Source organism: Mycobacterium sp. DL (assembly GCF_039729195.1).
Taxonomy (GTDB): domain Bacteria; phylum Actinomycetota; class Actinomycetes; order Mycobacteriales; family Mycobacteriaceae; genus Mycobacterium; species Mycobacterium hippocampi_A.
Window position 1 is genome coordinate 2,449,021 of sequence record NZ_CP155796.1, and the last position, 25,213, is coordinate 2,474,233.

Genomic DNA, 25,213 nt, shown 5'->3' on the forward strand with positions numbered 1-25,213 from the left:
TTGAAACAGGTCATCGGGTGCTGCGCCCATGCGTTGGGATGCCCGGTATCTAAGCTCGGTCGAAAACCCGGGGAGGTCGTAGATGGCGAGAGCGGATATCGCTGTTCTGCTCGCCCTCGCCGCCGCGTTCTTCATCGCGGTGGGTGATGTCATCCATCAGCGGTCCGCCCACGAGGTGACCGACGAGCCCGTCGGCCACCTGACGCTGTTCCTGAGCCTGCTGCGGGACCGCCAGTGGTGGCTGGGCAGCGGAGTGGCCGCCGCCGGGTTCGCCTTCCAGGCCGCAGCGCTCGGTCTGGGTTCGGTGCTGTTGGTGCAGGCGGTGCTGGTCACGTCGCTGCTGTTCGCGCTCCCGATCAGCGCGAGGCAGGCACACCGGCGGGTCACGCGGTGGCAGTGGATCTGGGCTGTGCTGCTTGCCGGGGCAGTGATCGTCATCGTCACGGTCGGCAATCCGACCGCCGGCCAGTCGCGCGCCTCGCTGGAGACGTGGCTCGAGGTGGCGGCGGTCCTGGGGCCCGTCGTGGCGTTGTGCCTGCTGGGAGCCAGAGTGTGGTCGGGACCGACGAGCGCGGTGCTGCTCGCGGTGGTGTCGGGCACGCTGTGGGGACTGTTCGCGGTGCTGACCAAGGCTGTGGTGGACCGCCTCGACGTGACGAGTTGGGCGGGTGTGGGGGAGCTACTCGTCACCCCGGAGCTCTACATATGGGTCGTCGTCGCGATCGCGGGCACGGCGATGCAGCAGGCGTCGTTCCGTGCCGGTGCGCTGACGGCCTCGCTGCCGACGATGACGCTCACCGAGCCGCTGGTGGCGTGCGCGCTCGGCGTCGTCGTTCTCGGCGAGACGTTGCGCCCGGGCGAAGCGGGCTGGGTCATCCTCGTCCTCGCGGTGACCGTGATGATCGCGGCGGCTGCGGCGCTGGCACGGGGGGAAGCCGCCACCCGCGAACCCGTCTGAACCCGGCGGCTACCTTGGTGGCGTGCTGAGCGCCATCGCGATCGTGCCGTCGGCGCCGGTCATGGTTCCCGAACTCGCGGCCTCGGCCGCCACCGAGACTACGGATCTGCGCGATGCCGCGCGGTCGGCGGTGACGGCATTGCCCGCGCGGTGGATCGGTATCGGCGTGGGGTCGGCCGACAGTGTCGCGGGCCCCGAATCGGTGGGTACCTTCGCCGGCTACGGCGCCGACGTGCGGGTCGGGCTGTCCGGCGGTGCCGTCGAATCAGGCAGCGCCCCGATCCGGCTGCCGCTGTGCGTCCTGATTGCGGGGTGGCTACGGGGAATCGCGGCGCCCGGCGCCGCCGTCGAGATGCGGGTCTATCGCGGCGATCACGGGTGCGACACCGCGGTGGGGTTCGGCCGGGCGCTGCGCGCGGAGATCGCGCGCAGCGACGAGCCGGTCGGGGTTCTCGTCGTGGCCGACGGCGCCAACACCCTCACCCCGCCCGCGCCGGGAGGCTACGACCCGCAGTCGGTCCCCGTGCAGGCGGCGCTGGACGACGCTCTGGCGGCGGGTGACACCGCGGCGCTGACCCGCCTGCCCGACGGCATCGTCGGCCGCGTCGCCCACCAGGTGCTGGCCGGACTGGTCGATTCCCCTGTGCGGACGACCCGGGAGCTCTACCGTGGCGCGCCCTACGGCGTCGGCTACTTCGTCGGCGTCTGGCATCCGTGAGCAACCCGCGCCCGCTGGCCATCGTCGGGCCGACCGGAACGGGCAAGTCGGAGTTGGCGCTGGCCATCGCCGGGGCGCTCGCCTCGGAGGTCGCCGTCGAGGTGGTGAACGCCGACGCGATGCAGCTGTATCGCGGCATGGACATCGGCACCGCCAAGCTGCCGGCGCAGCAGCGCTGCGGGGTGCCCCACCACCAGCTCGACGTCCTCGACGTCACCGAGACCGCCACCGTCGCCCGCTACCAGCAGGCCGCCGCGGCGGACGTCGAGGCGATCGCCGCGCGGTCAGCGGTGCCGATCGTGGTCGGCGGATCGATGCTCTATATCCAGTCACTGCTCGACGAATGGGCATTTCCCGCCACCGACCCGCAGGTACGGGCACGGTGGGAGCAGCGCCTCGCCGAGGGCGGCGTGGCTGCGCTGCACCGGGAACTGGCCCGCGTCGACTCGGCCGCGGCGGCATCGATACTGCCCACCGACGCCCGCCGCATCGTGCGGGCATTGGAGGTCGTCGAGCTCACCGGACAGCCGTTCGCCGCGTCGGCGCCCCGGATCGGCGCACCGCGATGGAACACTGCGATCATCGGGTTGGATTGGGAGACAACGATTCTTGATGAAAGACTGGCGCGCCGAACCGACACGATGTTCGCCTGCGGTCTGGTCGAGGAGGTCACCTCGCTGCTGGGCAGAGGTCTGCGCGACGGGGTGACGGCGTCGCGGGCGCTGGGATACGCGCAGGTGATCGCCGACCTGGATGCCGGTGGAGACGGATCGGCCGCCCACGAGCCGACGTTCATCGGCACGCGCCGCTATGTGCGTAGACAGCGGTCGTGGTTCCGCCGCGATCACCGCATCACCTGGCTCGACGGAGCCGCCCCGGGAAACGTCGACCGGGTGCTGCGCCTGTGGCGCGACGTATCCTGAGCAGGTGAAGTTCGCCAAGGGGCACGGCACGGAGAACGACTTCGTGCTGTTGCCCGACCTGACCGCCGCGATCGACCTGACGCCGGCGGCGGTCGCTGCCCTCTGCGACCGCAGGCGTGGCCTCGGTGCGGACGGACTGCTGCGTGTCACCATCGCCGGCGCGGCACGCGATGCGGGTGTGCTCGAGGAACTGCCCGAAGGCGTGAGCGCTGACGACTGGTTCATGGACTACCGCAACGGCGACGGTTCTCCTGCGCAGATGTGCGGCAACGGGGTGCGGGTTTTTGCCCACTACCTGTGGGCGCACGGCTTGGAACGGCGCCGTCAGTTCGTCGTCGGCTCGCTGGCCGGTCCGCGCCCGGTCGAACTGCACGACGCCGGTGCGCTGCGCGCGGACGTCACCGTCGAGATGGGCAAGGCCAGTCAATTCGGGAGCGGTTCGGCCGTTGTCGGTGGGCGCCGTTTCGCCGGGGTGGCAGTCGACGTCGGCAATCCTCACCTGGCCTGTGTTGACGCCGCCCTCACCGACGCCGACCTCGCCGCCCTCGATGTCGCTGCGCCCGTCTCGTTCGACGCCTCGCAGTTCCCCGAGGGGGTCAATGTCGAAGTGCTGACCGCCCCGGTCGACGGCGCAGTGACCATGCGGGTGCATGAACGTGGTGTGGGGGAGACCCGCTCGTGTGGGACGGGAACGGTGGCCGCCGCGTTCGCCGCCCTGCAGCACGACGGACGTACGACCGGAACCCTGCGGGTCCGGGTTCCCGGCGGTGAGGTCGCGGTGACCATCACCGACGCCGCGAGCTACCTGCGGGGGCCGTCGGTCCTGGTCGCCGACGGCGAACTGTCCGACGCTTGGTGGCGGGCGCAGTAAATCAGATGCAGGACGCACCCCGAGAGGGCAACATCTCCGAGTACATGACTGAACCCAACATTCCCAGCACCGGCGAACTCGCCCTCGAAGACCGGGTGGCACTGCGCCGCGTGGCGGGCCTGTCGACCGAACTCGCCGACGTCACCGAGGTCGAGTACCGCCAGTTGCGGCTCGAACGTGTCGTCCTGGTCGGCGTGTGGACGGACGGCACCGCCGCCGACGCCGACGCCAGCATGGCTGAGCTCGCGGCGCTTGCGGAGACCGCAGGCTCCGAAGTGCTCGAGGGCCTGGTCCAGCGCCGCGACAAGCCGGACCCCTCGACCTACATCGGCTCGGGCAAGGCAGCCGAGCTGCGCGAGGTCGTCCAAGCCACCGGCGCCGACACCGTGATCTGCGACGGCGAACTGAGCCCCGCGCAGCTCAATGCTCTGGAGAAAGCCGTCAAGGTCAAGGTCATCGACCGTACCGCGCTGATCCTCGACATCTTCGCCCAGCACGCCACCAGTCGGGAGGGCAAGGCCCAGGTGGCGTTCGCTCAGATGGAGTACATGCTGCCGCGGCTGCGCGGCTGGGGCGAGTCGATGTCCCGGCAGGGTGGTGGTGCAGGTGGCAGCGGCGGCGGGGTGGGTACCCGCGGCCCGGGTGAGACCAAGATCGAGACCGACCGCCGGCGGATCCGTGAACGAATGGCCAAGCTGCGCCGGGAGATTCGCGCAATGAAGCAGGTGCGCGATACCCAGCGCAGCCGGCGGCTCGGCAGCGACCTGCCTTCGGTGGCCATCGTCGGCTACACGAACGCCGGCAAATCCAGTGTGCTCAACGCGCTGACCGGTGCCGGTGTGCTGGTCGAGAACGCGTTGTTCGCGACGCTCGAGCCGACCACTCGCCGTGGTGAATTCGCCGACGGCCGGGAGGTCGTCCTGACCGATACCGTGGGTTTCGTCCGCCACCTGCCGACCCAGCTGGTCGAGGCGTTCCGGTCGACACTCGAGGAGGTCGTCGACGCCGAGCTGTTGCTGCACGTCGTCGACGGGTCGGACGTCAATCCGCTGGCCCAGATCAATGCGGTTCGGCAGGTAGTGAGGGATGTCGTGGCCGACCACGACGGCAAGGCGGCGCCGGAATTGCTGGTAGTCAACAAGATCGACGCCGCAGGAGATCTGGCGCTGGCGAAGTTGCGGCGCGCGCTGCCCGACGCGGTGTTCGTGTCCGCGCGCACCGGCGACGGGATGGAGCGGTTGCGCTCCCGGATGGCGGAGTTGATCGCCCCCCGTGATGTAGTGATCGATGTCACTATCCCTTACAGCCGTGGCGATCTCGTCAACCGCGTGCATGCCGACGGGCGCGTCGATGCCATGGAGCACAGCGCTTCTGGCACCAGGATCAAGGCCCGCGTACCGATTTCACTCGCTGTCGGGTTGAGCGGGTTCGCGACGTACTGATCGCGGCGAGTGCGTCGCACACACGGTGGTGCGGTAGGCTCAACGAGAACGTCGGCTGCGGAACACCCGCCCACTCTGTGGACAACGCCGGCGCCAGATCACCCACTACGGCGAAACCGCCACTGTGTGCGCACTCCCGCTGGACGGTCTCCGTCGCGGTTGCCCGGGCACACGCTGCCCGAACAGGCTGGAAAGGCACACATGACCCTGCAATCTTTTGCTGACCTCGGCGTCCCCGCACCACTGGTGCGCGCGCTGACCGAGCGCGGCATCAACGAACCGTTCCCCATCCAATCCGCCACCCTGCCGGACTCGCTTGCCGGCCGCGACGTGCTCGGCCGGGGAAAGACCGGCAGCGGCAAGACGCTCGCCTTCTCGCTTCCGCTGGTCGCGACGCTCACCGGGCGCCGCAGTCAGCCGTCCCGCCCGACCGGTCTGGTCCTGGCTCCCACGCGGGAACTCGCGACGCAGATCACCGCCGTGCTGGAGCCGCTCGCGGCCGCAGCGGGCCTGCGTGTCACCACCATCTTCGGAGGCGTCTCGCAGAGCCGGCAGGTCAGCGCTCTGCGCGGCGGCGTCGACATCGTGGTGGCCTGCCCCGGCCGCCTCGAGGATCTGATGCGTCAGAAGCTGGTCCGGCTCGACGACGTCGCCATCACGGTGCTCGATGAGGCCGATCACATGGCGGATCTCGGTTTCCTGCCCGGCGTCACCCGGATCCTGACGGCGACGCCCGCCGGCGGCCAACGACTGTTGTTCTCGGCCACCCTGGACAACGGGGTCGACAAGCTGGTCAAGCGGTTCCTGCGCGACCCGGTGCTGCACTCGGTCGAAGAGGCCGACGAGGTGCCCGCGGTGATGACCCATCACGTGTTCCACGTCGGCGGAGTGCAGCAGAAGAAGGACCTGGTGCACCGCCTGGCCTCGGGCACGGGACGCCGGATCCTCTTCATGCGCACCAAGCATCAGGCACGCAAGCTCGCCAAGCAGCTGACCGAATCCGGGGTGCCGTCGGTGGATCTGCACGGCAACCTGTCGCAGCCCGCGCGCGACCGCAACCTGGCCGCATTCACCAGTGGCACGGCGCGAGTGCTCGTGGCCACCGACATCGCTGCTCGCGGTGTCCATGTCGACGGTGTCGAACTGGTCGTCCACGTCGACCCGCCGATGGAACACAAGGCGTATCTGCATCGCTCGGGGCGTACCGCACGGGCCGGTAGCGACGGCGACGTCGTCACCGTTGTCCTGCCCGAACAGCGCAGGGACACCCAGCAACTGCTGCGCCGTGCGGGTATCACCGTGCGGCCCCAGGAGGTCACCGCGGACTCGGCTCCGGTGCATGAGCTGGTCGGCGAGATCGCACCGCTGCGTGAGGCCCCGAAAGTTGTTGCCCCGACGGTGAAGAGCGGCGGACCGAAGTACGATCGCGGCTCCGATCATCGACGCGGCGGTGGCGCCCCCAGGGGTGCCGGCGGCGCCGGTGGTGGAAACCGGCGGCGCGGCTCACGCGGCGCCGGAGCCCGCGGGCACGCCCGCACCACGCCGTAGACGGCGCGGCTACCTGATCACCGGAGGCTCGTGAGCACGCACCGGCGGCGGTGGACCGGTGAACTTCACGACCTCCACCAGCACGTGTGCGCCGGTGCATCCGCGGGCCAGTGACGAGGTACCCACATCGTCGGTGAGCACATTGGGGTTGCCGTGGACGCACATGGCGTCCGGGTCGGTCGGATCCACCGGATCGAACCAGGCCCCGGTGGACAACTGTACGACCTGAGGCCGCACCCCGGCGTCGAGCAGCACTCCGGCCAGGCATGCCCCGCGGTCATTGAACACCCGCACAACATCGCCACCGACCAGTCCACGCGCCTGCGCATCCGACGGATTCATCCGGATCGGTTCCCGGCCCTCGACTTTCGACTGCTGGCTGGCCGCGCCACCGTCGAGTTGGCTGTGCAGCCTGCTCGCAGGCTGATTCGCGATCAGGTGCAACGGATAGTCGGCTGCGCGGGGCCCGCCGAGCCATTCGGTCGGTTCGAACCATGCCGGGTGACCCCGGCAATCGTCATAGCCGAAGGCGTCGATGGTGGCGGAGAAGATCTCGATCAGGCCACTGGGGGTGCCGAGTCGGTGCGTCGTCGGGTCGGACCGGAAGTCGGCCAGCAGTGTCAGCCCCTCTTCAGTCGGCAGCCGCAGCCGGCCGGCCCGCCAGAAGTCGTCGAACGTGGGAACGTCGAAATCCAGTGACGTCGACCAGGTTCGGTAGAGGTGCGCCAGCCATTCCCGGGTCGTGCGTCCCTCGGTGAACGCCTCCTCGAAGCCCAGGTTGCGCGCCAGTGCGGCGAATGTCTGATAGTCGTCCCGCGATTGCGCATAGGGCTCGGTCATTTTCGGCATCGCCATCAGCACCGGGTCGTTCTTGGACCCGGAGAAGTCCTCTCGCTCCAGGAACGTGGTCGACGGCACCACGATGTCGGCGTGCTTGGCCATTGCGGTCCAGTACGGTTCGTGAACCACCACGGTGTCGGGGCGCCCCAGCGCCCGCCGTAATCGGGGGATGTTCTGATGGTGGTGAAACGGGTTACCGCCGGCCCAGTAGACAAGTTTGATGTCGGGATAAACGAGCCGGATTCCGTTGTAGTCGAACATCTCTCCGGGATGCAGCAGCATATCGCTGACCGCGGCGACGGGGATGAACGACGAGACCGGGTTGACGCCCTGCGGTAGCCGCGGCAGGCCGCACCGCAGCGGTGGCAGTCCCGGCTCGTTCATCGACCCGTATCCGTGGCCGAATCCTCCTCCGGGAAGACCGATCTGGCCGAGCATCGCGGCCAATGTCAGCCCCATCCACGGCGCCTGTTCGCCGTGCCGGGTCCGCTGCAGTGACCAACTGACGGTGACGATCGTGCGTGCGGCGGCCATCCGGCGTGCCAGCGCCGTCAACTCCTCAGCGGACAACCCGCAGATACACGCGGCCCACTGCGGTGACTTCGGAACGCCGTCGTCGACTCCGAGAAGATAGCGCTCGAAGCGTTCGTAGCCCACGCAGTAGGTCGCCAGGAAATCGCGGTCCGCCAGCGATTCGGAGGCCAGAACATGCGCCAGGGCGAGCATGATCGCCACGTCCGTCCCGGGCACCGCGGCGTACCAGTCGCACGGGCCGTCGACGTCGTCGCGCAGCGGGGAGAACGACACGATCTGACCGCCGCGTTCCCGAAACCGGCGCAGTGCATCCCGGGCCGGGTGGGCGGTCGTGCCGCCGTGGTTGACACCGGTGTTCTTCAGTGCCATCCCGCCGAAACACACCATCAGGTCGGTGTGTTCGACGATGACGTCCCACTGGGTGGACCGTTTGAACAGGTCGTCGTGGGTGCCCACCACCCGGGGCATGATGACCCCGGTCGCGCCCAGGCTGTAGGAGTGACGCGAGAATGTGTACCCGCCAAGGCAGTTCAGGAATCGATGTACCTGGCTCTGAGCGTGGTGGAAGCGGCCGGCGCTGGCCCAACCGTACGAACCGCCGTAGATCGCCTCGTTACCGTGGGTGTGCACCACGCGGCGCAGTTCATCGGCCAGCAGGTCGGTGAGTTCGTCCCAGGACACCGCGACGAACTCGTCGGCGCCGCGTCGATCGCTGGGGCCCGGTCCGCCCTCGAGCCAGCCGCGGCGGACCGCAGGCGTGGTGACCCGCGATCGGTGCCGGACGGAGCCGGGGAGGTTGCCCAGCGCAGGAGAGGGATCGGCGTCGCCGGGCAGCGGTGTCACCGACGCGACGTCACCGGAATCGACGGTCGCGGTGAACGCGCCCCAATGCGTCAGGCTGGTCAGAGCGGGTGGGACGGGCGAGACCATGGTGGCGAGTTTATGACGGTCGGCTGACGCGGCGGTGGCTCGACCAACCACCCGGTTGGATGGGGTACTTTGACGGTAACAGCCCGTACCAACCACGGAGGGACGCCCATGGGGGCCGAAGCCAAACCCGTCATCGCCTACGAGCGCACCCTGTTCGAGCCTGAACACGAGATGTTCCGCGACTCCTTCCGCTCCTTTCTCGAACGGCACGTCGCGCCGTTCCACGAGGAGTGGGAGAAGGACAAGATCGTCGATCGCGGTGTCTGGCTCGAAGCCGGTAAGCAGGGCTTCCTGGGCATGGCGGTGCCCGAGGAGTACGGCGGCGGCGGAGTAGCGGACTTCCGCTACAACACCATCGTCACCGAGGAAGTGACCGCCGGCCGGTACAGCGGGCTGGGCTTCAGCCTGCACAACGACGTCACCGCGCCGTATCTGATCAGACTGGGCACCGAGGAGCAGAAGCAACGTTGGCTGCCGGGATTCTGCAGCGGCGAGCTGATCAGCGCTATCGCCATGACCGAGCCCGGCACCGGCAGCGACCTGCAGGGGATCAAGACGCGCGCGGTCAAAGACGGCGATCACTACATCCTCAACGGCTCCAAGACCTTCATCACCAACGGAATTCACGCCGATCTGGTGATCGTGGTGGCCCAGACCGACCCGGAGAAGGGCGCGCTGGGATTCTCGCTGCTGATGGTCGAGCGCGGAATGGCAGGCTTCGAGCGCGGCCGCCATCTCGACAAGCTCGGCCTGGACGCCCAGGACACCGCCGAACTGTCCTTCACCGACGTCAGGGTGCCGGCAGAGAACCTGCTCGGCGAAGAGGGTCAGGGGTTCGTCTACCTGATGCAGAACCTGCCGCAGGAGCGGATCTCGATCGCCATCATGGCTGCCGCCGCGATGGAGGAGGTGCTGACCCAGACCGTCGAATACGCCAGGGAGCGAAAGGCATTCGGAAAGCCGATCGGCAGCTTTCAGAACAGCCGATTCCTGCTGGCCGAGTTGGCCACCGAGGCAACCGTCGTCCGCATGATGGTCGACGAGTACATCCGCTTGCACCTCGACGACCGCTTGACCGTCGAACAGGCTGCCATGGCCAAGTGGTATTCCACCGAGAAGCAGGTCCATTTGATCGACCGGTGCCTGCAGTTGCACGGCGGTTACGGGTACATGCGCGAATATCCGGTGGCGCGCGCATATCTCGATGCCCGGGTGCAGACCATCTACGGGGGGACATCCGAGATCATGAAGGAAATCATCGGTAGGAGCCTCGGCGTCTGAACAAAGCACGTCGACGGGGCTGTCGAACAGTGGTCGATGACTTCATATTATTTCCGTCGAATCGGCGAGGTTCCTTGGTAATCGACGTCCACTGACGCAAAGTGAACGCACGCGGTACTTTCGCAGGACTTTTCGAAGCCAGGTTTCGAAAGGATCTGTTGGAGGAAACTTTGTCGCCGACCGCGGGGAGGACGAATGATCCGGCAGCCGATGCTGCGCTTACGTGTGGTCGGTCGCGCGACGATCGGGGTGCTGGGAGTCGCTGCGGCGCTCCTGCTGGCTCCCGTCGCGGCCGCGCAGCCTGAGATCGAGGCGAACGACGCGATCACCGCTGCCTGGCAGGCCAACGGCGGTGACGCCGGTCCGCTGGGCCCCAAGTCAGGCGACGTGTATCCGGCCGGTGCCGGCTTCGCGCAGAACTTCGCCTCGGGCAAGATGTTCTTCACGCCGGCAACGGGTGCCCGGTTCATGCAGGGCGCGATTCTGGAGAAGTACGAAGCACTCGGTGGCCCTGCGGACAGCGATCTGGGCTTTCCCAAGATCGACGAGGGGCCCGGCCGTGCCCCGAACAGCCGGAACAGCACGTTCGACGCGGCGGACAACCCGGTGATCTTCTGGACCCCCGAAACGGGTGCCCGGGTGGTTCGCGGGCCGATCAACGCGGCGTGGGACAGGCTCGGCGGGTCGTCCGGGGTGCTCGGCGTGCCCGCAGAAGATCCGACCTACGACGGCGCGGTGGTGACCCAGGCGTTCACCGGCGGTGAGCTCTCCTATGACTCCCGGGCCAAGACGTTCACCACGGTCCCACCCGACCTCGCGGGCCAGCTGACGGATCTGACCGTTCCTGACGATCCGGTGTCGGCGATCAACGCCGCACGCCGGGCTGCGGGAGGACCGCTGGGTCCTCTCGGTGCCGCAGAAGGGGAGCCGTACCCGATCGGGGCCGACGGCCTCGGTCAGGATTTTGTGAACGGCAAGATCTTCTACAGTCCCCAGACCGGTGCGAACGTCGTGACCGGTCAGGTGCTGGCCAAGTACGAGAGTGTCGGCGGCCCGGAGGGTGACCTCGGCTTCCCGGTCACCAGCGAGGTCGACGGCGGGGTCGCTCCGGCGAGCCGGATGAGTGCCTTCGCCGCCGACGACAAGCCGGTGATCTTCTGGACACCCGACCACGGTGCGGTGATCGTCCGGGGCCCGATGGCCGCCGCGTGGGAGAAGCTCGGCGGCGCCACCGGCGAGTTGGGTGCGCCCGTGGCAGACCAGACCGACAACGGCGGGGTGATCACCCAGCGTTTCAGCGGTGGAGCCATCTCGTGGAACTCGGACACCAAGCGGTTCAGCACCGAACCCGCCAATCTCGCGTCGCAGTTGGCCGACCTCGAGGTGCCCGAACAACAAGCGCCGCAGTCGACCACACCGGCGTCGAACACCGACGCCGAGGGGATGCAGTGGACATGGTGGTGGCTGCTCGCAGTCATCCCGGTGTTGCTGCTGGCGGGCCTGGTGGCCTTCGCGGTCATGCGCAACCGCCGGCGTGGGGGCGACGACGATGACCTGTTCGGTCCGCCGGCCGGTGGTGCGGCCGATGACGGTCGCGGCTACGAGCCGGCACTGGCGGGCGCGGGCCGTCAGGACGAGGACGGTCGCGAGGACACCCTGTTCGGTGATCGTTATGCACGAGAGGGGCTGGGATCGCTGTCTTCCGGGTCTCCGGCGGCGCCGACTGCGTCCGACGAGCTTCCTCCTGCTCCGCTGAGCTTCTGGGGTGCGCCGGTGCCGGCCGAGACACCAGCCGAGACGGATGAGGACGAGTTCGACGACCTTGCCCTCGAGCAGGACGACCCGGACTCGGTGGACACCGCACCGACACGAGTCCCGACGGCCACCGACATCGCCTTCTCCGAGGGCGCCGAGGGCTCAGAGGATCAGACCGACACCACACCCGACGAGGAGGGGCCGGTCGAGTCTGAACCGGAGCCTTTCGCCGCGTTCGAGCCGGAGCCTTTCGCCGCGCTCGACCGAGACCCGTTGACCGACACCGGCCGCCACGCCAGGATCGATTTCGACGAACCGGCACCCTCGGCCACGGCTCTGCGACTGCCTCTCGATGATCCACACGAAATCCCCGAGGGATATCCGATCAAGGCCGACACCGCGTCGGGCCTGTACTGGGTGCCGGACAGTGCCGACTACGACGAGGCCCCCGTCGAGATCTGGTTTGCCAGTGAGGAAATGGCACGCACGAACGGATTCGTGCGCGGGGACTAGCGTCCGGGATTGCGTCAGATCTTGCGGATCACGGTGACGACCTTGCCAAGGATGGCTGCGTCGTTGCCGGGGATCGGGTCGAACGCGGGGTTGTGAGGCATCAGCCACACCTGGCCCCGCGTTCGCTTGAACGTCTTCACGGTGGCTTCCCCGTCGATCAGCGCCGCGACGATGTCGCCGTTGTCGGCGACGTTCTGCTGTCTGACGACCACCCAGTCGCCGTCGCAGATCGCTGCGTCGACCATCGATTCGCCGACTACTTTGAGCAGGAAGAGCGACCCTTCGCCGACGAGCTCGCGCGGTAGCGGGAACACGTCTTCGATGGCCTCCTCGGCCAGGATGGGACCGCCGGCGGCGATGCGCCCGAGGACGGGCACGAAGGTCGGTTCCGGCAATGCGTCGGAACCGGCGACGTCCGTGGTCACGATGGGTGCGCCACCCTCCTCGGGGCTGCGCACGTCCACCGCGCGGGGGCGGTTGGGGTCGCGCCGGAGAAACCCTTTGCGCTCGAGCGTCCGCAGTTGATGTGCGACCGACGACGTGGACGTCAACCCGACCGCATCTCCGATCTCTCTGATGCTCGGCGGGTATCCGCGGGTTGTCACCGATGCGCGGATGACATCGAGGATCGTGCGCTGCCGGTCGGTGAGTCCTGATTCGCGGTCACGCCGTGCGTCGACGATGGCCGTGGTGTCGCTGCTGTCATCGCTCATGGGGCCGAATGTAACGCGGACGGCACCAAGAATCAAACATGTGTTCGACGCGTGTCGGTCCGGGGTGGCATGTCGGTGGGTTGCTCTAGCGTTCGCAACAGTTCGATCACATGTTCTATCCATCGAACACATGATCGAGTACCGTTCGAACACAAGAGCGAACAACCAGCCGGACCGAAAGGGCAGACAGATGACGATCCTCCACACTCGCGAGGCCTGGACCGCGTTCGACGACGACTTCCGGCGTGTCGAACGCCGGTGCGCGGTGGTCGAGGGCGGGCGCACTCGACCGGCGGACGCCTCGCGCAGGGTGCGGCCCGGCGGCGCTGCGGTCCGCTACCGCGGCACCGGCGTGCTGGTATCCCGGGCATCACATCGTCGGCGTCCGATCACCCCGGCAACCACCGTGATTCTGGCGCTCATCGCCGGGGCGATCACCCTGTGGCTGGGGCTGGTCGCACAGTTGGGCGGTGTGGTCGGTAGCGAGGCCGAGATTCCCGGCCGCCTGGCGGTGGTGCAGGTGAAGTCAGGGGAGTCGCTTCAGCACATCGCCCAGCGGGTGGCGCCCGATGCGCCCGTCGGAGATGTCGTCGAGCGGATCCGTGAACTGAACGAACTCCAGACCGCGTCGCTGGCCGCCGGGCAGACGCTCATCGCGCCCGTCGGCTGAACAATGGCTGCCGAGCCGCCAAACGCCCTGCTGTCCAAGCGCTCTGAGGAACCGTGACGTGAGGTACGCGCCAATCGGCCCGGCGTTGAGCTACCCGTGGGCCACGCAGGTACGCTCGAAGACGTTCGAGGCGGTTCTCTGTCGGTGCGGCGAAGGAGCGGTGATGCACTGTCCGTTCTGCCGTAACCCCGATTCGCGTGTGGTCGATTCCCGCGAGACCGATGAGGGTCAGGCGATCCGCCGACGTCGGTCGTGCCCCGAGTGCGGGCGACGATTCACGACCGTCGAGACCGCGGTTCTGGCCGTGGTGAAACGCAGCGGGGTCACCGAGCCGTTCAGCCGGGACAAGGTCATCAAAGGTGTCCGGCGGTCCTGCCAGGGCCGACAGGTTGATGACGATGCGCTCAACCTGCTCGCCCAACAGGTCGAGGACGCGGTGCGGGCGACCGGATCGCCGGAAGTGCCCAGTCACGAAGTGGGCCTGGCGATTCTCGGGCCGCTTCGTGAGCTCGACGAGGTGGCCTATCTGCGGTTCGCGTCGGTGTACCGCTCGTTCTCGTCGGCCGAGGACTTCGAACGTGAGATTCAGGCGTTGCGTGCGCACCGCGAGGCGCCGGTCGAGGGCGAGCCCGCTCAGTCGATCTGACGCGTTCCGTCGTCGGCTACCCGCCCCGCCACCTGCACCCACCCTTCAGCAGACCAGGTGGTCTGGATGATCGACCCCTGTCCCTGCACGATGGTGAGGTCACGGCTGAGGTGCTCGGTGATGCGGACCGCTGCCGCGCCGGTCGCCTCATCTTCGGGAATCCCGAGGTGGGGGGCGAACATCCTCGATCTGATCGTGTCCGCCGGTTCGTCCAGCCAGGCCCACAGGTAGAGCTCGACCTCGTCGGGGTAGTCGTCCGGGTCCGCGGCGAACAGTTCGTCGACGCTGCCGAGTTGGTAGATCGAGAAGTCCGGCGCCCACTCGGCACGGGCGCTGACCGACGTCAGGTCCCCGGAGTACGTCACCTGCACGATGCCGGCGGGAACCTGCAAGGTTTTCACCGGTGTGCCTCGGTGGTCAAGCCACCAGGACGCGCCCACCGTCGGGTGTCCGGCGAAGGGGAGTTCCGTGGTGGGCGTGTGGATATGAGCATGTGCGGTATGGGTACCCGTTTCCGGCAGAGAGACGAATATCGTTTCGCTGTAACCCAATTCGGCAGCGATGCGCTGCCGATCCGCTGGGTCCACGGTGGCCGCGTCCATCACGCCCAGGGGGTTGCCGAATCTGCCGTCTCGGTCGGTGAACACGCGCAGCACTGTCACGTCGATGGCCATGAGCCGATGCTACGTGTGGGCACGTCGGCCGGCCGAGAAACGGCTGCGGTGGGGTTGCTAGGTTGCGCTGCGCTCGTCGGCGCCCATGGCGTCCAGCACCGCGACCCGAGTGTCCACCGGGCCTGAGATGGCGCCCTCCCGGATGCCCGCCCGCAGCAGACCGCGTAGGTAATCCTGGTCGTAGACCGCAGGTTCGGTGGAGTCGATGAACTTCTGCACGATCTCGACGAATCGGTCCGGGTCGTCGTGGAACGGGAAGTGCCCGGAGCCTTCGAAGATCTCCAGCTGCGAGCCCGGCATCGCCGCGTGCGCCATCTCCGCATGGCTGACCGGGATGACCGAATCGCTGCCGCCCCAGATCAGTTGCACCGGAACGGATTGTGTCAGATAACACCGATCGAGCATGGTCACCACCTGGCCGCGCCAATCGACCACCGCGCGCAGTGTTCGCGCAAACGCAGACGACGCCGTCGGTTCGGGAAGGTCGGCCAGGATGCGCAGCATGTCGGGGATGTCGCGGCCCACTCCGGTTGTCCCGAACAGCGCACCACCCATCCGGCCGATGACCTGCAAGGCGGGCAACACCAGGGGGAGTCGTAGCAGGGCGAGCGCCTCGCTGCCCAGCGGCAGCGACGCGATCCGCAGTGCCACGTTGACTTCCTTGGTGACCCCGCCCGCCCCGACGAGGATGAGTCGGTCGACCAGTTGCGGGAACTGGTAGGCGAACTGCATGGCCACGCCGCCGCCGAGAGAGTGGCCGACCACCGTGGCGCTGTCGATGTCCAGGACGCTGAGCAGGTCACGCAGTCCGTTGGCGTAGGCGGCCACGGAGTAGTCGGCGCGCGGCTTGTCGGACTTGCCGTGGCCGAGTAGGTCGGGCGCGATGACAGTGAACCGTTGCGCGAGCTTGGCCTGCACAGTGTCCCACGTGGTGGAGTTGTCACCGATGCCGTGGATGAGCACGATGGCCGGACCCGAGCCGGCGACCCGGAATGCCCGGCGGTAGCCGTGGATCGTCCGGTACTCCAGCGTGGGAGTGAGTTCCCGCACGGTACGCAGGTTCGGTTTGCGTTCGGTCATCACACAAACCCGAGGGTCACGGTCATATCGCCCACTTCGTCGTCGGGACGGATAGCAGCTACTTCGGCCAGGGCCGATCAGTGGGATCGTCCCCGTCCTTCCTGTCGTCATCACCGGCCTGTTGGGCGAGGAAACGCTCGAACTCGGCGCCGAGCTCGTCACCGCTGGGCAGATCCTCGTCGTGCGCCAGAAGAGACCGGTTCTCCTGAGCGGCAACGAACGCATCGTACTGGCGCTCAAGAGCCTCCACCACTTGAGCGACCTCCGGGCTCGCCGCCACCTGCTCGTTGATCTTGTCGTGGACCTCGGCAGCGGACTGCGCGAGCGCGGCCGTCGGGATCTGCAGCGACCCGCTCCGGGCAACCTCCGACAGCAGCGTCTCGGCGGCGGACGGATAGTCGGTCTGGGCCAGGTAGTGCGGGATGTGCACGGTGAACCCGACGACCTCGTGGCCGTGCTGGGCCATCCGGAACTCCAGCAGGTTCGACACGCTGCCGGGGACCTGCACCTCACCGACCCACGGCTGGTGGTCGGTGATGAGCTCCTTGTCGTTGGAGTGCGCGGTCAGGGTGATCGGACGGGTGTGGGGCACCGCCATCGGAATGGCGCCGAGCCCGATGACGCGGCGCACCCCGAGCCGCTCGGTCAGCAGTCGGACGGCGGTGATGAAGCGCTCCCACCGCAGGTCCGGCTCGAGGCCGGCGAGCAGCAGGAACGGCGTCCCGACGCTGTCGTGCAGCGCGTAGAGATTCAGCTCGGGCTCGTCGTAGTGGGTGAAGTGGTCGGTCTTGAACGTCATCAGCGGCCGACGGGACCGGTAGTCGAGCAACTCGTCGATGGCGAACGACGCCACCAACTCGGTGTCGAGAGTGTTCTTGAGGTGCTCGGCAGCCAGCTTGATCGCTCGTCCGGCGTCGGAGAAGCCCTCGAGTGCATGGATCAGCACCGGGCCGCGGCCGTCGGCAGCGGCGAGCTGCGGAGCGGGGAACTCGAGTTCGTACATGCCGGTCTGCTCGGGTTGGTACTGCTGACCGGGTTCGTCTGGGCTTTCAGCCATCTCTCGCCTCCTCTTCGCGGTGCACCGCAACAGTGATGTCGTCGGCACCGTGAACATCCAGTGTCTCGCACGTGGGGATCTTCGCCACGGCGGTATGCCCGGCGTCACCCATTTGTTCGAACGCGAACACCTCGATGTGACATTCCATGCGACCGGGTCGACGCCCCCGGGGCGCGGCGGGGTGCCGTTGCGACGCGGAGAAGCCTCAGGACCGGAACTGGTGCAGCGCGCGCAGCTTGTTCATCACGTCCAGCGCTGCGACCTTGTAGGCCTCCGAGAACGTGGGGTAGTTGAACACCGCGTCCACGAGGTATTCGACGGTGCCGCCGCAGCCCATCACGGCCTGGCCGATGTGCACCATCTCGGTGGCGTTGGTGCCGAAGATGTGGACGCCCAGCAGGCGCAGATCCTCGGTCGAGACCAGCAGTTTGAGCATCCCGTAGGAATCGCCGGCGATCTGGCCGCGCGCCAGCTCGCGGTAGCGGGACACTCCGACCTCGTAGGGCACCGACTCCTTGGTCAGGTCCACCTCGGTGGCACCGACGTAGGACACCTCGGGAATCGAGTAGATACCGATGGGTTGGAGTTCGGTCATGCCCTTACACGGCTCGCCGAACGCGTGATACGCGGCCAACCTGCCCTGGTCCATCGACGTCGCGGCCAGGGCCGGGAAGCCGATCACATCGCCGACGGCGTAGATGTGGTCGACCTTTGTCTGGTAGTTGTCGTCGACGAAGATCCGGCCCCGGTTGTCGGCTTCCAGACCGGCGTTCGGGAGATCGAGGTGCTCGGTCTGGCCCTGACGGCCCGCCGAGTACATCACGGTCTCGGCGGGGATCTGCTTGCCGCTGGCCAACGTCGTGACGGTGCCGGATGCGCCGACGTCGACTGCGGTGACCTCCTCGCCGAACCGGAACGTCACGGCCTGGTCGCGCAGGTGGAACTTCAGCGCCTCGATGATCTCCGGATCGCAGAACTCCAGCATGTTGCTGCGCTTCTCGACGACGGTGACCTTGGTACCCAGCGCGGCGAACATCGACGCGTACTCGATGCCGATGACGCCTGCGCCGACAACGACCATCGAGCCGGGAATGGTCTTGAGGTCGAGGATTCCGTCGGAGTCCAGGACCCGGTCCTCGTCGAACTCCACGCCGGAGGGACGGGCAGGCTTGGTGCCGGTGGCGATCACGATGTGGCGGCCGCTCACGGTGACACGTTCGGCGCGGTTGGGATCGTCGACGTGGATGGTGTGCTCGTCGAGGAACCGGGCGTGACCGACATAGAGCTCGATGCGGTTGCGCATCAGCTGCGAGCGCACGACGTCGATCTCCTTGCCGATGACGTGCTGCGTGCGCGCGAGAAGGTCGGCCGGGGTGATCTTGTCCTTGACGCGGTAGCTGGCACCGTAGAGCTCGCGCTGATTCATGCCGGTGAGGTAGACGACGGCCTCGCGCAGCGTCTTCGACGGGATCGTGCCGGTGTTGACGCACACCCCACCGAGCATCAGCCCGCGCTCGATGACGGCGACGGACTTGCCGAGCTTCGCCGCGGCGATGGCCGCTTTCTGCCCGCCCGGGCCGGACCCGATCACGACGAGGTCGTATTCCTGCGTGGAACCCATGGCACACACATCTACGCCCGTTGACCCCGACTCCCGTGACACCGATGTCAACTCCAGGTGAACAGCTGCCGGAGGGCTGTGGCCATTGATCCCCAATGGCGATTCCATCCACAGTTCAGGGCCATCGGATCGGCGTCGAGGGCAACTCGTCGGCAGCTGTTGCGAGGTTTGCGTCATGCCCACCACACATCGTCCCGATTCCCCGCTCGACCGACCCGGCGAGCTGATCGCCGCGCTACCCGCTGTGCTCGGCTTCGTGCCCGAGAAGTCGCTGGTGCTCGTCACCGCTGCGCACGGCGAGATGGGCGCTGTGATGCGTGCCGATCTCTGCGCTGAGGTGGATGGCGACTCGCTCGGTCACTTCGCAGAGTTGGCGGCTGCGTCCAGAGCAGAGGTCGCGATCGCGGTGATCGTCGACGGCGAGGGCGCTTCGTGCCGGATGTGTGCCGACGAATATCGCGAACTGGCCCACGACCTGGCCGTCGAGCTCGCGAGGTGGGATGTCGAGCTTCTGGCCGCGCACGTGGTCGACAAGGTCGCAGCGGGCGGGCGATGGTTTTGCGCTGACGGATGCGGGAGTTCCGGTGTGGTCGAGGATCCGGCGGCGTCGCCGATCGCGGTGGCGGCGGTGCTCGACGGCCGCCGCCTCTACACGCGCCGCTCCGAGCTCGTCGCGGTCGTCGCACCCACCGACCCCGACCGCGGCGCTGTGCTGGCGGGGGCGATCGGGCAAGTCGGTGAGGTCGCAGCAGATCGTCCGGATTCGCAGGTGCGAAGTGACATCGAGCATGCGTTCGCGTGCGCTGAGCAGATCGGTGCGGGTGGTCCGCTCGCCGATGACCAGTTGGTCCGCTTGGCGCTGTCGCTGACGGATCCGAGGGTGCGCGACACCCTCTATGCCCTCGCAGTCGGCGAGCACGCGGGAGCGGCCGAGTCTCTCTGGGCTGATCTGGCGCGCCGCCTGCCGGAACCGTGGCGGGTGGAAGCGCTTGTGCTGTTGGCTTTTTCAGCGTATGCGCGTGGTGATGGACCGCTTGCGGGCATATCGCTGGAAGCTGCGCTGCGATGTGCCCCCTGGCACCGGATGGCCGGCATGCTCGACTCCGCGTTGCAGTCGGGGATGCGTCCCGAGCGGATCCGGGAGCTGGCGCGTACCGGCTATCGACTCGCCGAACAACTCGGTGTGCGGCTGCCGCCGAGGCAGCGGTTCGGCCGCCGGGCGGGGTAGGCCGGTCAGACCTTCTCGACCTTGACGGTGTGGGCCATCTCGTGCGGCAGCTCGACCTGCTCGTGGCCGGGGATGACGATCACGACGCCGCCGTGGTTGTTCACCTCGACCGTCACCCGCGCATTGGGCACCACACCGGCGTCCTTGAGCCTGGCGATCAGATCAGCGTCGCCTTGGACGTGCTCGGTCAGCTGACGCACCACCACCGCAACCGGCATACCGGCGGGCAACTCGGTCAGCCGGACGAGGTTGATGGTTTCGTTGATCAGCTGATCGCCGTATCCGAGCTCTGACAGACCAGGAATCGGATTTCCGAACGGAGATGTGGTGGGGTTGTTGAGCACCTGGACGAGCCGGCGCTCGACGTCCTCGCTCATCACGTGCTCCCAGCGGCAGGCCTCGGCGTGCACTTCTTCCCACGGCAGGCCGATGACATCCACGAGGAGTCGCTCGGCCAGACGGTGCTTGCGCATCACCGAGACTGCCAGTGACCTGCCTTTGTCGGTGAGTTCGAGGTGACGGTCTCCCGCCACGTGCAGCAACCCGTCGCGCTCCATCCGCGACACGGTCTGACTCACGGTGGGTCCACTCTGATCGAGACGTTCCGCGATCCGCGCCCTCAGCGGGATGACGCCCTCTTCCTCGAGGTCGTAAATGGTTCGCAGGTACATCTCGGTGGTATCGACCAGATCGTTCATTCGCACACCCTCCGTCTGACGAGAGTCTACCGGTCTGCCCGCGTGAACAGCGGTGCTTCATCAGGCGACACGGGCCACACCCCCGTGCGTCAGAAAGCCCGCCGGGGGGACCGGCGGGCTTTCTTCTCGGGGGATCAGCTCAGCTGGCGTAGGACCGCAACCGGTCGGCACGCTCACCGTTGCGCAGCTTCGACATGACCTCGCGCTCGATCTGGCGGACGCGCTCCCGGGACAGCCCGAACAGCTTGCCGATCTGATCCAGCGTGCGGGGCTGGCCGTCGTCGAGCCCGAAACGAAGCCGGATGACCTGCTGTTCGCGCTCGTCGAGAGTGGTCAGCACGTACCGGATGTCGGTGTGCAGCAGTTCGGAGATCACTGCGTTCTCCGCCGACATCGCGTTCTCGTCTTCGATGAAGTCGCCCAGCGGCGCTTCTTCATCGCTGCCGACGGGCATGTCCAGGCTCACCGGGTCGCGGCTGTGCGACAGCAGATCGGCGATCTTCTCGGCGGGGATGCCCGACTCCTCGGCCAGTTCCTCGTCGGTCGCGTCACGGCCCATGTTCTGGTGCATCTCTCGCTTGATCCGCGCGAGCTTGTTCACCTGCTCGACCAGGTGGACGGGGAGGCGGATGGTACGGCTCTGGTCGGCCATGCCGCGGGTGATCGCCTGCCGGATCCACCACGTCGCGTAGGTGGAGAACTTGAACCCCTTGGCGTAGTCGAACTTTTCCATCGCCCGGATCAGTCCGAGGTTGCCCTCCTGGATCAGGTCCAGCAGTGGCATCCCGCGACCGGTGTACCGCTTGGCCAGCGACACCACCAACCGCAGGTTGGCTTCGAGAAGATGGCGCCGTGCCGCCTCACCGTCGCGGACGACGGCGGCGAGATCACGTTTCCGGTTGTCGCCCAAGCGCTTACGGGTGGCGAGCAAATGCTGCGCGTAGAGGCCGGCCTCGATGCGCTTGGCGAGCTCGACCTCGTCGGCTGCAGTGAGCAACGCGGTCTTGCCGATGCCGTTCAAATACACGCGCACAAGGTCCGCTGCGGGGCTCTGAGCATCCAGATCCTGGTCACTGCGAGTGCTGGCGGCGTTTGCCATTACGGCCTCCTGATCGGGTCGAGCGTTCACGAGTTACAACGCTCTGTTCCCGGAAAGAGTTCCCGCCCGAACTTAGATTCACACCTTCTGAGCTGCGCTTTTCGCAGCCAGACCTGAGAATGTGCTGAGAAGTGCGCCGAAAGATCCTCAGCGGGGAACGTCGCCGCGGAGATCTTCGGTGTCGTGCTGCGAATCGTCGGCGTCCGGCGGCGGCGGCCCGGCCTGCGGGCCGTAGATCGCGGGCCGCTCAGCCGTCGGAAACAGCGGAATCCGCCCTCGCGATTCGTAGCGACGGGGTTCCTCGGCGCGGCGAGGCGGCCGGTCGTTGGCGATCAGAACAGCCATCCACGGCAACGGGATCGACACCACGAGGATCGCCAGCGAGATCAGGCCGTTCTGCCAGATGCCGTAGGCCACCGCGGCCAGGATGAGTGCCGGGATGCGAACAGACATCAGCGCGAGGTACTTCCGTACCCGCCGGCGGTGCTGTTCCTCGTACGCGACGGCGGCTCGGGTGATGAGAACCGGCCGACCTTCGTCGTCGAAACTCAGCTCTTGGCCTTGTTTCATCTCTCCACTGTTCCACATCGCAGCGCGGGCGCAGCCGTCACGTTTCTTACCGATCTATTGCGAGGCAGAATGGGGTGATGCAGACCCAGACGATCGAGCGCACCGAGACCGACGAACGTGTCGATGACGGGACCGACGACGACACCCCGAAGTTCTTCCACTACGTCAAAAAGGACAAGATCGCCGAGAGCGCCGTCATGGGCACGCATGTCGTTGCGCTGTGCGGCGAGGTGTTCCCGGTGACACGGTCGGCAAAGCCGGGTTCGCCGGTGTGCCCCGACTGCAAGAAAATCTACGAGCAGCTCAAGAAGTAGCCGCATCGACATCGGTCGGCTCCGCGGCTCGCGCTCGGCCGCCGCCGTTGAGCGACTCTGCTTTCGACTCCAGCCACCAGCGGAAGCGTTTGGCGTGGGTGTCCGGAGCCGGCCACTCCTCCTCGATCGCGGCGTTCAGTTCGGCGCCGAACATGATCGCGAAACCGAGGAAGAACGCGAACAGCAGGAACGCGATCGGAGTGGCCAGGGCGCCATAGGTGTAGCCCGTGCTGGTGATCCAGGTCAGGTACACCCGCAGCGCCCAGGTGGCCACCAGGAAGACCACCGCGGCCAGCACGGACCCGTACAGCAGTCGGTGCGTGGGCAACGGCTTCGGTAGCGACACCCGGTAGAGCAGGTTCACCGCCACCACCAGCGCCAGGAACAGCACCGGGTAGTAACCGAACCGCAGGATGTGGTCCCAGCTGTCGGGGATGAACTCGGCGATCTTTCGTGGGCCGAGGGCCAGAAAGGGCGCAGTCACGATGGCGCCGAACAACATCACGACGTACAGGCCCAGCGCGAAGAACCGCTGACGCACCGGGTGCCGTAACAGCGTCTGGCCGTGCGCCTCGGTGATCGAGTCGACGAACGCCGAGATGGCCGACGACCCCGCCCACAGTGAGATCACGAATCCGAGTGACACCACCTCGCCGCGGGCGCCCTGGACGATGTCGCGCACCGTGGGATCGATGATCTCGCTGACCACGTTGGGGGAGAAGAACCGCGCAGCGGTGCTGACCAACTGGCTCTGAATCACCGGAAGTGTGTCCGGCCCGAACAGGGGAGCGACGTAGGCCAGGCTGCCCAGCATCCCCAGCAGCAGCGGAGGAAGCGAGAGCGCGCACCAGAAAGCAGCCTGAGCCGACTCCGAGAAGATCGAGTCGTCCCAACTCTTCGCCAGAGTGCGCCCGGTGATGCGGCGAAGGTGGTGACGTGACGGCCGTGGCCGCAGCGACTGGTCAGTCATGACCAGTCCAGCATTGCCGATGGGCGGCTATGGCTCCAACTGGCTGACTTCGATGACCGCCGCGAGTTCGACGAGCTTCGCCTCGTGCTCATTGGCGTGGTGCTGGCAGAACAGCAGTTCGGCACCGGAAGGAAGCTTGGCCCGCACGCGTGCCGCCGCGCCGCACCGGTCGCATCGATCAGCCTTGGTCAATTCTGGACTGGTGAGCGTTGCGGTCATGGCACCTCCATAGGGTGTAGCGACGTTCTTCATACTCTGTCAGACGCTTGGGGTTTCAGCCTTGTTCCCCGGGGGTTTGCGGGTGTGTCGTGTCTCACGAACCTCTGTGTTGCGACCGATTGGGGCTGGCGGTATGGATTCGACGTCGAACACGTCCGGTGATGTGCTCGTCCATCTGTGTTCGGTCGAGGAGTGGCGGGACGCCGCAGACTGCGGTGAGTTGCGACCTGATTCACTCGACCAGCTGGGTTTCGTGCATCTGTCCCGGCCGGACCAAGTTCATCTGCCTGCCAACCGACTGTACGCGGGCCGCACCGACATGATGTTGCTGCGCATCGATGCCGCACGGCTCTCCTCTCCGGTCCGCTGGGAGCCGGGGGTTCCCACTGATCCTGCCGGCATGGAGTTCCCTCATTTGTACGGACCGCTACCGGTGTCCGCTGTGATTCGCGTCACTCCGTACCTGCCGACCAGCGAGGGGAGCTTCGCGCCGGACGAAGGGTGATGACGGCGCCCCCGGTTCCGGGCGTCGGACTCAATACACTCTGCTGCGTGGGGATACTGCTGGGGTTCGCGCCGTGGATCATCTACTGGGTTCTGGTGGGCAACGTGCCGTTCGTCGCGGCGGTGCTTGTGGCGTTTGCGGTTGCGATCGCCGCGTTCGTCATCGCCCGTGCGAGTGGATCCCCCGGACGGACGCTCGAGATCGGCGCCGTCGCGACGTTCCTGCTTCTGACCGTGCTGACCTTCTCGGTGAGCCAGGGGTTCATGGAGCGGTGGATCCAGCCGCTCAGCACGGCGGGGATCTTCCTGGTGGCGTTGGTCAGCGCGCTGATCGGGAAACCGTTCGTGCGGGAGTTCGCCGTCGTCGGTCAGCCCAAGGAAGTCGTCGAGAGCGAGGCGTTCGCGCGCATCACCTTGTTGCTGACCTGGATCTGGATCGCTGCGTTCGGCGGAATGACGGTGTCGTCGGCCATTCCGCCGATCGTGCAGGGCGACGCGACGATTCTGGACACACGCACGCCGCTGTCCTTCATCTGCTATTGGGTGGTGCCGTTCGCACTGCTCGGTATCGCCGCGCTGTTGACCCGGGTCCTACCCGAACGGATGACGCCGCCGGCCGAGGAACTCGTCCGTAAGACGACCTTCGTCACGTTCGCCGAAGCGGAGATCGACCAGCTGATCTATCTGGCCACCGAACACGCCAACCGCGAGGTCGGACCCGGCAAGGAAGCTTTCGACATCAGAATCGGCAGCAAAGGTGTTCCGCTCGTCGGGGACGAGACCCGTGAATCGTGGCCCTCGACGTACAAGGTGCGCGAGCGCAAGCGCTGACCAACC

Annotated in this window: 26 protein-coding genes; 14 read left to right on the forward strand and 12 right to left on the reverse strand. The window is 67.1% G+C overall.

Features of this window, described 5'->3' with window-relative positions:
• The first annotated feature begins 82 nt into the window (after window positions 1-82).
• The 6 genes from ABDC78_RS11825 (at window position 83) to ABDC78_RS11850 (ending at window position 6,460) form a co-directional block, all read left to right on the forward strand.
• On the forward strand, window positions 83-958 hold the full coding sequence (locus ABDC78_RS11825; RefSeq protein WP_178358576.1) for a DMT family transporter: 876 nt from the start codon (window positions 83-85) through the stop codon (window positions 956-958).
• 22 nt (window positions 959-980) lie between these two features.
• Window positions 981-1,676: a hypothetical protein gene (locus ABDC78_RS11830; RefSeq protein WP_178358575.1), complete on the forward strand. Its 696-nt coding sequence runs from the start codon at window positions 981-983 to the stop codon at window positions 1,674-1,676.
• Window positions 1,673-2,599, forward strand: coding sequence for a tRNA (adenosine(37)-N6)-dimethylallyltransferase MiaA (gene miaA, locus ABDC78_RS11835; RefSeq protein WP_178358574.1), 927 nt, complete (start codon window positions 1,673-1,675; stop codon window positions 2,597-2,599). The genes ABDC78_RS11830 and miaA overlap by 4 nt, the downstream gene beginning before the upstream one ends.
• Window positions 2,600-2,603: 4 nt before the next feature.
• On the forward strand, window positions 2,604-3,470 hold the full coding sequence (gene dapF, locus ABDC78_RS11840; protein ID WP_178358573.1) for a diaminopimelate epimerase: 867 nt from the start codon (window positions 2,604-2,606) through the stop codon (window positions 3,468-3,470).
• Window positions 3,471-3,514: 44 nt separating this feature from the next.
• Complete coding sequence (gene hflX / locus ABDC78_RS11845) at window positions 3,515-4,912, forward strand: GTPase HflX (protein ID WP_178358572.1); 1,398 nt, start codon at window positions 3,515-3,517, stop codon at window positions 4,910-4,912.
• Between the two features lie 201 nt (window positions 4,913-5,113).
• The gene (locus ABDC78_RS11850; RefSeq protein WP_178358571.1) at window positions 5,114-6,460 is read left to right on the forward strand and encodes a DEAD/DEAH box helicase; all 1,347 of its coding nucleotides are present in this window, start codon (window positions 5,114-5,116) and stop codon (window positions 6,458-6,460) included.
• A gap of 9 nt (window positions 6,461-6,469) precedes the next feature.
• On the opposite strand, the gene ABDC78_RS11855 is transcribed toward ABDC78_RS11850, so the two are convergent.
• Complete coding sequence (locus tag ABDC78_RS11855; protein WP_178358570.1) at window positions 6,470-8,764, reverse strand: molybdopterin-dependent oxidoreductase; 2,295 nt, start codon at window positions 8,762-8,764, stop codon at window positions 6,470-6,472.
• Window positions 8,765-8,872: 108 nt separating this feature from the next.
• On the opposite strand from ABDC78_RS11855, the gene ABDC78_RS11860 reads away from it, so the two are divergent.
• Window positions 8,873-10,045 carry an acyl-CoA dehydrogenase family protein gene (locus tag ABDC78_RS11860; RefSeq protein WP_178358569.1) on the forward strand — a complete coding sequence of 391 codons (1,173 nt, stop codon included), beginning with the start codon at window positions 8,873-8,875 and terminating at the stop codon, window positions 10,043-10,045.
• A gap of 195 nt (window positions 10,046-10,240) precedes the next feature.
• Window positions 10,241-12,313 (forward strand): hypothetical protein, encoded by a 2,073-nt coding sequence (locus ABDC78_RS11865; RefSeq protein WP_178358568.1) that lies wholly within the window; start codon window positions 10,241-10,243, stop codon window positions 12,311-12,313.
• 14 nt (window positions 12,314-12,327) lie between these two features.
• Here the strand turns inward: ABDC78_RS11865 and lexA are convergent, their stop codons facing one another.
• Window positions 12,328-13,026: a transcriptional repressor LexA gene (gene lexA, locus ABDC78_RS11870; protein WP_178358567.1), complete on the reverse strand. Its 699-nt coding sequence runs from the start codon at window positions 13,024-13,026 to the stop codon at window positions 12,328-12,330.
• A 190-nt stretch (window positions 13,027-13,216) separates the two neighbouring features.
• Here lexA and ABDC78_RS11875 point away from each other — a divergent pair, with 190 nt between their 5' ends.
• Together ABDC78_RS11875 and nrdR are read left to right on the forward strand one after the other, a co-directional pair.
• Window positions 13,217-13,696, forward strand: coding sequence for a LysM peptidoglycan-binding domain-containing protein (locus ABDC78_RS11875; protein ID WP_178358566.1), 480 nt, complete (start codon window positions 13,217-13,219; stop codon window positions 13,694-13,696).
• 163 nt (window positions 13,697-13,859) lie between these two features.
• Window positions 13,860-14,342 (forward strand): transcriptional regulator NrdR, encoded by a 483-nt coding sequence (gene nrdR, locus ABDC78_RS11880; RefSeq protein WP_178358616.1) that lies wholly within the window; start codon window positions 13,860-13,862, stop codon window positions 14,340-14,342.
• Here nrdR and ABDC78_RS11885 read toward each other — a convergent pair.
• The 5 genes from ABDC78_RS11885 to sthA are packed head-to-tail and all read right to left on the reverse strand — an operon-like array spanning window position 14,330 to window position 18,774.
• Window positions 14,330-15,016, reverse strand: a complete 687-nt coding sequence (locus ABDC78_RS11885; RefSeq protein WP_178358565.1) for a PhzF family phenazine biosynthesis protein — start codon at window positions 15,014-15,016, stop codon at window positions 14,330-14,332. The two genes, nrdR and ABDC78_RS11885, sit on opposite strands and share 13 nt — an antisense overlap.
• Window positions 15,017-15,073: 57 nt before the next feature.
• Window positions 15,074-16,096 (reverse strand): alpha/beta hydrolase, encoded by a 1,023-nt coding sequence (locus tag ABDC78_RS11890; RefSeq protein ID WP_178358564.1) that lies wholly within the window; start codon window positions 16,094-16,096, stop codon window positions 15,074-15,076.
• 58 nt (window positions 16,097-16,154) lie between these two features.
• A complete protein-coding gene (locus ABDC78_RS11895) occupies window positions 16,155-17,153 on the reverse strand; it encodes a PAC2 family protein (RefSeq protein WP_178358563.1) in 999 nt (332 codons plus the stop codon).
• Window positions 17,146-17,301 (reverse strand): hypothetical protein, encoded by a 156-nt coding sequence (locus ABDC78_RS11900; RefSeq protein WP_178358562.1) that lies wholly within the window; start codon window positions 17,299-17,301, stop codon window positions 17,146-17,148. Before ABDC78_RS11900 ends, ABDC78_RS11895 begins: the two co-directional genes overlap by 8 nt.
• Before the next feature lie 57 nt (window positions 17,302-17,358).
• A complete protein-coding gene (sthA, locus tag ABDC78_RS11905) occupies window positions 17,359-18,774 on the reverse strand; it encodes a Si-specific NAD(P)(+) transhydrogenase (RefSeq protein ID WP_178358561.1) in 1,416 nt (471 codons plus the stop codon).
• 175 nt (window positions 18,775-18,949) lie between these two features.
• Between sthA and ABDC78_RS11910 the strand changes: the two genes are divergently transcribed.
• On the forward strand, window positions 18,950-20,002 hold the full coding sequence (locus tag ABDC78_RS11910) for a DUF4192 domain-containing protein (RefSeq protein ID WP_178358560.1): 1,053 nt from the start codon (window positions 18,950-18,952) through the stop codon (window positions 20,000-20,002).
• Between the two features lie 5 nt (window positions 20,003-20,007).
• On the opposite strand, the gene ABDC78_RS11915 is transcribed toward ABDC78_RS11910, so the two are convergent.
• From ABDC78_RS11915 to ABDC78_RS11925, 3 genes are all read right to left on the reverse strand, one after another.
• Entirely contained in the window at window positions 20,008-20,700 is a 693-nt protein-coding gene (locus tag ABDC78_RS11915; protein ID WP_178358559.1) for a metal-dependent transcriptional regulator, read from the reverse strand.
• 139 nt (window positions 20,701-20,839) lie between these two features.
• Window positions 20,840-21,799, reverse strand: coding sequence for a sigma-70 family RNA polymerase sigma factor (locus ABDC78_RS11920; protein ID WP_178358558.1), 960 nt, complete (start codon window positions 21,797-21,799; stop codon window positions 20,840-20,842).
• A gap of 147 nt (window positions 21,800-21,946) precedes the next feature.
• Window positions 21,947-22,369 (reverse strand): DUF3099 domain-containing protein, encoded by a 423-nt coding sequence (locus ABDC78_RS11925; protein ID WP_178358557.1) that lies wholly within the window; start codon window positions 22,367-22,369, stop codon window positions 21,947-21,949.
• Window positions 22,370-22,446: 77 nt separating this feature from the next.
• On the opposite strand from ABDC78_RS11925, the gene ABDC78_RS11930 reads away from it, so the two are divergent.
• Window positions 22,447-22,683 (forward strand): DUF3039 domain-containing protein, encoded by a 237-nt coding sequence (locus ABDC78_RS11930; RefSeq protein ID WP_178358556.1) that lies wholly within the window; start codon window positions 22,447-22,449, stop codon window positions 22,681-22,683.
• Here the strand turns inward: ABDC78_RS11930 and ABDC78_RS11935 are convergent.
• Window positions 22,673-23,653 carry a YihY/virulence factor BrkB family protein gene (locus ABDC78_RS11935; protein ID WP_178358555.1) on the reverse strand — a complete coding sequence of 327 codons (981 nt, stop codon included), beginning with the start codon at window positions 23,651-23,653 and terminating at the stop codon, window positions 22,673-22,675. The genes ABDC78_RS11930 and ABDC78_RS11935 overlap by 11 nt on opposite strands.
• A gap of 27 nt (window positions 23,654-23,680) precedes the next feature.
• Entirely contained in the window at window positions 23,681-23,872 is a 192-nt protein-coding gene (locus ABDC78_RS11940) for a hypothetical protein (RefSeq protein ID WP_137147806.1), read from the reverse strand.
• 133 nt (window positions 23,873-24,005) lie between these two features.
• Between ABDC78_RS11940 and ABDC78_RS11945 the strand changes: the two genes are divergently transcribed.
• Window positions 24,006-24,377: a DUF952 domain-containing protein gene (locus ABDC78_RS11945; protein WP_178358554.1), complete on the forward strand. Its 372-nt coding sequence runs from the start codon at window positions 24,006-24,008 to the stop codon at window positions 24,375-24,377.
• Window positions 24,378-24,424: 47 nt separating this feature from the next.
• The gene (locus ABDC78_RS11950; protein ID WP_178358553.1) at window positions 24,425-25,207 is read left to right on the forward strand and encodes a hypothetical protein; all 783 of its coding nucleotides are present in this window, start codon (window positions 24,425-24,427) and stop codon (window positions 25,205-25,207) included.
• Window positions 25,208-25,213 lie beyond the last annotated feature (6 nt).

Coding starts and splice junctions, on each gene's coding strand:
- ABDC78_RS11825 (WP_178358576.1), top strand. CDS start 83: ATGGCGAGAGCGGATATCGCTGTTCTGCTCGCCCTCGCCGCCGCGTTC.
- hflX (WP_178358572.1), top strand. CDS start 3,515: ATGACTGAACCCAACATTCCCAGCACCGGCGAACTCGCCCTCGAAGAC.
- ABDC78_RS11850 (WP_178358571.1), top strand. CDS start 5,114: ATGACCCTGCAATCTTTTGCTGACCTCGGCGTCCCCGCACCACTGGTG.
- ABDC78_RS11855 (WP_178358570.1), bottom strand. CDS start 8,764: ATGGTCTCGCCCGTCCCACCCGCTCTGACCAGCCTGACGCATTGGGGC.
- ABDC78_RS11860 (WP_178358569.1), top strand. CDS start 8,873: ATGGGGGCCGAAGCCAAACCCGTCATCGCCTACGAGCGCACCCTGTTC.
- ABDC78_RS11865 (WP_178358568.1), top strand. CDS start 10,241: ATGATCCGGCAGCCGATGCTGCGCTTACGTGTGGTCGGTCGCGCGACG.
- lexA (WP_178358567.1), bottom strand. CDS start 13,026: ATGAGCGATGACAGCAGCGACACCACGGCCATCGTCGACGCACGGCGT.
- ABDC78_RS11875 (WP_178358566.1), top strand. CDS start 13,217: ATGACGATCCTCCACACTCGCGAGGCCTGGACCGCGTTCGACGACGAC.
- nrdR (WP_178358616.1), top strand. CDS start 13,860: ATGCACTGTCCGTTCTGCCGTAACCCCGATTCGCGTGTGGTCGATTCC.
- ABDC78_RS11885 (WP_178358565.1), bottom strand. CDS start 15,016: ATGGCCATCGACGTGACAGTGCTGCGCGTGTTCACCGACCGAGACGGC.
- ABDC78_RS11890 (WP_178358564.1), bottom strand. CDS start 16,096: ATGACCGAACGCAAACCGAACCTGCGTACCGTGCGGGAACTCACTCCC.
- ABDC78_RS11895 (WP_178358563.1), bottom strand. CDS start 17,153: ATGGCTGAAAGCCCAGACGAACCCGGTCAGCAGTACCAACCCGAGCAG.
- ABDC78_RS11900 (WP_178358562.1), bottom strand. CDS start 17,301: ATGGAATGTCACATCGAGGTGTTCGCGTTCGAACAAATGGGTGACGCC.
- sthA (WP_178358561.1), bottom strand. CDS start 18,774: ATGGGTTCCACGCAGGAATACGACCTCGTCGTGATCGGGTCCGGCCCG.
- ABDC78_RS11910 (WP_178358560.1), top strand. CDS start 18,950: ATGCCCACCACACATCGTCCCGATTCCCCGCTCGACCGACCCGGCGAG.
- ABDC78_RS11915 (WP_178358559.1), bottom strand. CDS start 20,700: ATGAACGATCTGGTCGATACCACCGAGATGTACCTGCGAACCATTTAC.
- ABDC78_RS11920 (WP_178358558.1), bottom strand. CDS start 21,799: ATGGCAAACGCCGCCAGCACTCGCAGTGACCAGGATCTGGATGCTCAG.
- ABDC78_RS11925 (WP_178358557.1), bottom strand. CDS start 22,369: ATGAAACAAGGCCAAGAGCTGAGTTTCGACGACGAAGGTCGGCCGGTT.
- ABDC78_RS11930 (WP_178358556.1), top strand. CDS start 22,447: ATGCAGACCCAGACGATCGAGCGCACCGAGACCGACGAACGTGTCGAT.
- ABDC78_RS11935 (WP_178358555.1), bottom strand. CDS start 23,653: ATGACTGACCAGTCGCTGCGGCCACGGCCGTCACGTCACCACCTTCGC.
- ABDC78_RS11940 (WP_137147806.1), bottom strand. CDS start 23,872: ATGACCGCAACGCTCACCAGTCCAGAATTGACCAAGGCTGATCGATGC.
- ABDC78_RS11945 (WP_178358554.1), top strand. CDS start 24,006: ATGGATTCGACGTCGAACACGTCCGGTGATGTGCTCGTCCATCTGTGT.